The sequence below is a fragment of the uncultured Leptotrichia sp. genome (assembly GCF_938036635.1).
Taxonomy (GTDB): domain Bacteria; phylum Fusobacteriota; class Fusobacteriia; order Fusobacteriales; family Leptotrichiaceae; genus Leptotrichia; species Leptotrichia hongkongensis.
In genome coordinates this window covers 1-3,455 of record NZ_CALHQO010000578.1, presented here as the reverse complement: position 1 = coordinate 3,455, position 3,455 = coordinate 1, and the positions used below count along the sequence as shown (strand labels likewise).

General features: G+C 38.2%; 1 protein-coding gene. It reads right to left on the bottom strand.

What is annotated here, in order from left to right; genetic code table 11:
- The coding region (locus Q0370_RS11535; RefSeq protein WP_299575873.1) for a hemagglutinin repeat-containing protein at window positions 1–3,455 on the bottom strand (3,455 nt) is incomplete at both ends.

Sequence of the window (3,455 nt, the reverse complement as noted above, 5' to 3'; positions counted from 1 at the left end):
TCTCCGCTTCCCATTATTTTATCCCATAAATTAATTGATTCATTTTTTGTCATTATAGTAGCAAGATACGAATATGTATTATATGTTGCTTGATTAATAGGGTCTCCTTTTAACTGTTTTAAATTTTTTGTAGTAATAAGTTCATACCCATCATCCTGTACTAATTTTCTATTTAAATTAGCAAAATTCATATGAATCTCTCCATTTACTATTTTTAAATTATGATAAAGTGCTTCGGTTTCTGGTAATTCTTTTAATATCATTTCCTTATTATTATCTTGTACGATTTTTATATAAGTATTTCCTGATTTTTTAAAAGTACCGATTATTCTTTTTACTCTTAAAGTATTTTTAGCTAAAACAAAATAATAATTCATTTTTTCTCTGTATTCTACATTTTTTACATTAAAATAATCATTCCAATTAACAGATGTTCCAAAAATACTTGTTAATTGTTGGTCTACATATTTTCTTGCTTTATCCCCGCTCATATTAAATTTATAAGACAATCCTGGAATAATACTAGTCGATCCAACATCTGCAAATTCATTTGCTTTATCTCCTACATTCTCACCAAAATCGACATTGGAATAATCCTTCCCGTCCGAATGAATACTAATAGGTGTATTGTTATCCTTGTATTTCTCAGCAAAGTATTCATTTGAAGCTCTTCCTGTGCTTTCAAGCCCTTTTTCATCTGTTCCAGTTGCTATCTGTCTTCCTGCCACTCCATTTACAATATGGCTTGCCTCTTCTGCAAGTGTTCCGATTAATCCTGCCTTTGTTGAGTTCTCTTTTGCATTTATGTTGATTATTATTGTATGTACTCCATCTTTTGAAACATATGCTGTTCCTGCCTTGTTTTTCATTTCAGGAGTATCTTCGCCAGTTGTATATTTTACATCAAGGTTGTATCCTAAATCCTTGTAGGCATCTTTCCAGGCTGAAACTACATCTTCTGATTTTTGAGCTTCATTAAGTCTTTTCCCTGCTATGTTGTTTACAGTTTCACTAAGTCTTACCTCTCTAAGCTGTCCAAAGAAGTTCCTGTTGTCATCTCCCCTATCATGAATTGACTCCTTGATGGCTTTTTTCACATCCGCTATCTCTTTTTTGGCTTTCCCAATATCCTCTTTCAGCTTAGCAGGATTAGTGGCATACTCAATAGTCTGGCTTTCAACATTAATATTTGTGCTGCTGTGAGTGTCCTTCGTTGTTTCATTTGCTCTTGTAATATCTCTGTTTATTGGACTTCCAGAAGTTTCTCCTATCTCAACATCTCCAATTACAGTGTTTCTTGTGATTCCTTGCTTGTCCCTGCTGTCCTGATTGAATCCAACGTTTGTAATTCTCGGTTTTCCTGTTGAAATTCCAACTGATCCGCCTGTTGTCTTCATTGTGTCGTGATTCTGAATATCTTTTCCAACATAGCTGTCAATCTTGAATGTGAAGTTTCCTTGCTTGCCAACTACAGCTCCTGTATTTTCAAGCGTTCCAACGTGAAGACTGCTTCCTTCTCCGACAATGAATGTGCTTTGGTTGTCTACGAATGCTCTATCTCCATTTGTTCTGCTTCCGCTTATATTTACAGAGCTTGGCACTCCGTTCGCACTTATTCCAAGACTCATTCCGCTTGAACTTCCAGTTGTTGTGCTTGTATTCTGTCTGCTTTCTACAACCAGTTTACCGATATTACCTGTAACTTTTCCACCTTCCTGATTAAAGCCATTTAATACCATTGAGCCTGTGTTGTTGTGAACTTCATTTACATTCTTGAAATTTCCGTTTGCATAGACAGTTTCAACTGTATTCTGGTTGCTTTGGCTAGCTGAAATGCTTCCGCCGTTTCCAGTAGTCTGCAATTTGTGTCCATAGCCAATTGTAGCTCCTGCATTTATTCCTTTGCTCGAATTGCTTGAGCTGTAGCTGTTATGAAGTTCCACGGCTTCCTTCTGAATGTTTGCCACATTGTTGTAGATGAATGTTCCGCCCTGAGCCTGTGTTCCCTGATAAGTTATGTTATTTACATTATTGTAGGTAATGCTTGAATTTTCATTCATTGGCTTTAATGTTGTTACGGCTGCACCTTCAGTATGGGAACTTGTGTTGCTTCTTGAACGTGTAAATCCGGCGTTTACTCCGATATTGGCGTAGAAGTTGCTGTTTGCCATGGCATCCCTTGCACCTTTTGCACCGACGCTTCCATTTACATAGTTTGTCTGTCTTGTCCCTTGATTATCTGCAAGCCCCTTAATTGTACCAGTTGCGGCATTTATCGCTTCCATAGCTCCGCCTGCAGTATCGCCATTCTCAATCTGACTTACAGCTTGGCCAACCTGTTTTGCCCTGTCCAATGCTGGGCTGTTTATTCCTGCTGATATTGTAAATCCGCTGCTCTTGCTTGAAGTATGCACATCCCTTGTGTCAATTCTTGCACCATATTTTACATCGCCGTTATTAATCTGAATATTTCCGTATTCAAAGTTTGTGGCTGTAATTTCTGCTCCTCTGTTCAAGACTGAGCCATCTCCAACTTGCAAGTTTGATTTTGCATTTACTGTACTCTTTTCATCGTATGTACTTTGCGATTTTCCATATCCTGCTGAAATTGTGCCGTGACTTATTCCGCCAGTAAATCCTTTGCTCTTGTTCTTTTCGTAGTAGCTGTTGTGCAGTTCCCTTGAGTCCGTTGTAACTTTTCCGCCTACAAAAGTATTTTCTCCAAGAACAATGTTGCTTCCTATCCCCTCAACATTTCCTGTGATTACAGCATTCTTTCCAAGCATCAGGTTGCTTGCCGAGTTTTCTTCTGCATGAGAGTTTCTATAACTGCTTTTGGATGACATGAAGCCTTTGCTTGTGTTTCTTGACTCGTTTTCGTAGCTATTTACTGCTGACTCCGCTTTCACATTTCCTGTTACTGTAAGCCCTGTCGTGTCTTCAGCTATGAATGATGAGCCTCTTAGATTAAGGTTCCCAATTCTTCCTTCTGCTGAATTTGCAACTGCTCCACCGCCAAAATGTGTTGTTTCTGCATATTTTGAATAGTTGCTTCCACTTATTCCAAGCGTGCTCTGCCCTGACAATGACAATGCGCTTACATTGAAGCTGTTTAAGTCAAGTGCCAGATGATCAGTCTTTAACATTCCACCTATAGAGCTATAGCTGTCAGCCTTGATGAAAGTTGTGCCTTTTGAAGTGATTCCACCAATTGAGGCTATTTCCTCACGCTGAGATTTATCGTACTCCCCATAGTTAAATCCAGTTGTTCTTTTTGTGGTATTGTTAATCACATTCCCCTTTTCAGAAATCAGGGCAACCGCCTCTTCACCGTTAATCCGTCCGCCAATATTTTCAATATTTCCAACTGAACTTATGAATGTTCTGTCTCCTGAAATTTCTGAAAGCAGGTTATTAGTTGTTTCATTTCTTACAGTATTCGCTTCAACATAAGT